This window comes from Paractinoplanes rhizophilus (genome assembly GCF_042664765.1).
GTDB lineage: Bacteria > Actinomycetota > Actinomycetes > Mycobacteriales > Micromonosporaceae > Actinoplanes > Actinoplanes rhizophilus.
Window position 1 is genome coordinate 1 of sequence record NZ_JBHTBJ010000096.1, and the last position, 2,770, is coordinate 2,770.

Consider the following 2,770-nt stretch of genomic DNA (forward strand, 5'->3'; position numbering starts at 1 on the left):
TACACGTCGGCCGAGTTTGGTCGGTTTCTTCACCAGCGTGGGATCCGGCAATCCGTCGGGCGTACCGGGATTTGCTATGACAATGCCATGGCAGAGTCCTTCTTCGCCGCGTTGAAGAACGAGCGGGAGGGTCATTCAAAACCCGGTGAGGTGGTTCTGAAGATCTCCAGGGCAGTAACGGTGCGTAACACGTCGGGGAAGGCGGTCATGATCCGGTGGTAGCCGGTCTTGAGGATCTTCCAGTTCTTCAAATGACTGATCGCGCGTTCGACGGCGGCGCGTAGTCGGTTGACGCTGTAGTTGTAGGCCTTCTGCTTGGCGGTCAGCTCGCCGCCGGGAGGTTTCTTGTGCGGGGTGATCGGGCCGGTGCCCTGGTAGCCGCCGTCGCCGATCATGCCTGGTCCGCCGGGGGTGAGGTGGTCTGCCCAGCGTTCGGCGATGCCGGAGATGAAGAACGCCGCCGCGTCGTGGCGGGCGCCGTTGACGGGTTCGCCCACGTCCGCGACTCGGCCGTCGAGGTCGGCGATGACCTGCACGTTCTGCCCGGACACGTGCTTCTTGCCGGAGAACAGGCCGTGATAGTTCTCGCGTTCGCCGACCGGGGCGACGAACCCGTCGACCAGTACACCTTCGCGGTGAGTCTGTTCGAGCCGCTGATCGACCTCAGGGCGGGTGACCCAGCGCAGGATCGGCTGCAGGATCTCGTGGTAGCGGGTGATGGTGGCCTGGGAACAGCCGAACACCTCGCCGAGGACCTCATCGGGCAGGTTGTGTCGCAGCCCGAACAGCACGGCGATCACCGCTGTGGGCAGCGGCAACACGTGCGGACGCCCGACCGGCGGTTTCTCCCACTCATCGCCGACGATCTCGCGGACCCGGTCGATCAGGTCGGCGAGCCGGCCGGCCTGGAGTCCTGTCATACTTTCACAGCGCAGCGGCTGGCCCTCGATCAACTTCCTCACAAAAGATGATCTATAGGATCCCGGCCGCTGCGTCTACTCCGGACAGTCGATCTGAGTCACGGCCACTCTCGAATATCACTCAACGTGACATCCATGAGTGTCGACCAACTTTTGAATGGCCCTCCGGGTCAATCGCACCCAATATCCGACCCGGAAGCACGCGATGAATGACGTTGCACGGTACATAGAATTGCGTTACAATTCCCAACGTCTCCACTCGGGTCTCGGCTACAAGACTCCTAACGAGGTCTACAGCGAGTACCTGAACGGGCAGCGGGCGGCCTAATTCAGACCACTAGCGGTATGTCCGGAATTTCCGGGGCGGATCAGAACCCGACGAGACGGTCGCAGCTCGACCAACCTCGACGACTCCCCGCCAAGGGTATGTCGACCTGCTCTGCGCCGGAGGCTTCCCACTGGCTTTGCGACGCGTAGGCACCGCACGAGAACGATGGTTCGACGATTACATCCGTCAGTCCCTGGAGCGCGACGCCATCGAACTTGTCCGGATTCGCCAGCGCGCCATGCTCCGCGAGTTGCTAGGCCGCCTCGCCGGCCGCACCGCGCAGGTACTGAACCTGAGCAACGCCTCGCAGGGCCTGACAGGTGAACGCAAGACGATCGAGGAATACGTCCGTCTCCTCGAAGATCTCTTTCTCATCGACCGCCTGCCGGCCTGGGGAAAGACGCTGCGCTCGCGAGCGGTAGCAGCGCCGAAGGTTCATGTCATAGATTCCGGCGTGGCTGCTCGCCTTCTGCGCGTCACCGCCGCGAAGCTCGCCACACTCGATCCGACCGCACTGGCCGAGTTCGGCCATCTACTCGAAACCTTCGTTGTCGGCGAGCTCAGAAAGCAGGTTTCCTGGCTCGACGAGCAGGTCTCCACAGGGCACTGGCGCACCCATGACGGCGACGAGGTCGACTACGTCATCGAGTTCGATGACGGGCAGGTTCTCGCGTTCGAGGTCAAGGCGAACGAACGTGTCACGGGCACCGACCTCAAAGGCCTTCGTGCCCTGCGCGACGTTCTCGGCGATAGGTTCATCGCCGGGGTAGCGCTGAGCACCGGCCTGCGCTCGTTCACTTACGAGGATCGCATTCACATCATGCCCGTCGACCGGCTCTGGACGCCCATCAGCGGCGGCTGAGAAACTCTGAGGCGCTTGAGCGTTCAGCCCGGCTCGATGATCGGCCGAGGCCGGCCTTCCACCATGCGCAGTACCGTACGTCGCTGTTCGCGTGATTCTCGCGCAGCGAATACCGGCCGAGGCGATCAGGCGACGGTCCTGGGCTGCCGAAACCGACGAGGCTGCCGTTGGTGATGCGATGCTGCTCGATCATCGTGACACTCGTGTCGAGATCCGTGTCGACTCGGCGCCGGTCAGGTTCCGGAGGCACCCGATGCACACGTTCGCCACCCCAGCGAGAAGGGCGGTCGCAACCGGGGAAGGCGCAGCCGCCGTCGCGGATGTGCAGGGCGCGGCGTAGGGATGCGGTGGCGAGGCGTTGGGTGCGGCCGGTGTCGAGGATTTGGCCGGCGGTGCCGAGCACGGCGGGCAGGATGCGGGCGTCGCAGGCGAGGCGGCGGGCGGTGGTGGCGGAGAGGCGGTGGCCGGTGTCGGTGGTGGCGGTGCTGAGGGTGTGGGTCAGCGGTTGGTAGGCGATGGTGACGGCGAGTTGGGGTGGTTCGCCGCCGTCGTCGGGTAGTTGTCGGGTGCGTAGGGCGAGTCGGCAGATGTCGATGAGGGCGTCGGCGCGGCGTTGGGCGGGGGTGCGGTCGTCGGTGGGGGTGGGGCGGGTGAGGGGGT

At 64.7% G+C, this 2,770-nt stretch carries 3 protein-coding genes; 1 reads left to right on the plus strand and 2 read right to left on the minus strand.

All coding sequences use genetic code 11. The features are described from left to right. Positions 1-131: 131 nt before the first annotated feature. The gene (locus tag ACFQS1_RS40310; RefSeq protein ID WP_378978321.1) at positions 132-962 is read right to left on the minus strand and encodes a transposase family protein; all 831 of its coding nucleotides are present in this window, start codon (positions 960-962) and stop codon (positions 132-134) included. 422 nt (positions 963-1,384) lie between these two features. On the opposite strand from ACFQS1_RS40310, the gene ACFQS1_RS40315 reads away from it, so the two are divergent. Next, the gene (locus tag ACFQS1_RS40315; RefSeq protein WP_378978323.1) at positions 1,385-2,110 is read left to right on the plus strand and encodes an ATP-binding protein; all 726 of its coding nucleotides are present in this window, start codon (positions 1,385-1,387) and stop codon (positions 2,108-2,110) included. Here the strand turns inward: ACFQS1_RS40315 and ACFQS1_RS40320 are convergent. After that, a partial coding sequence (locus tag ACFQS1_RS40320; RefSeq protein WP_378978325.1) for a DUF222 domain-containing protein occupies positions 2,097-2,770 on the minus strand: 674 nt, incomplete at its 5' end. The two genes, ACFQS1_RS40315 and ACFQS1_RS40320, sit on opposite strands and share 14 nt — an antisense overlap.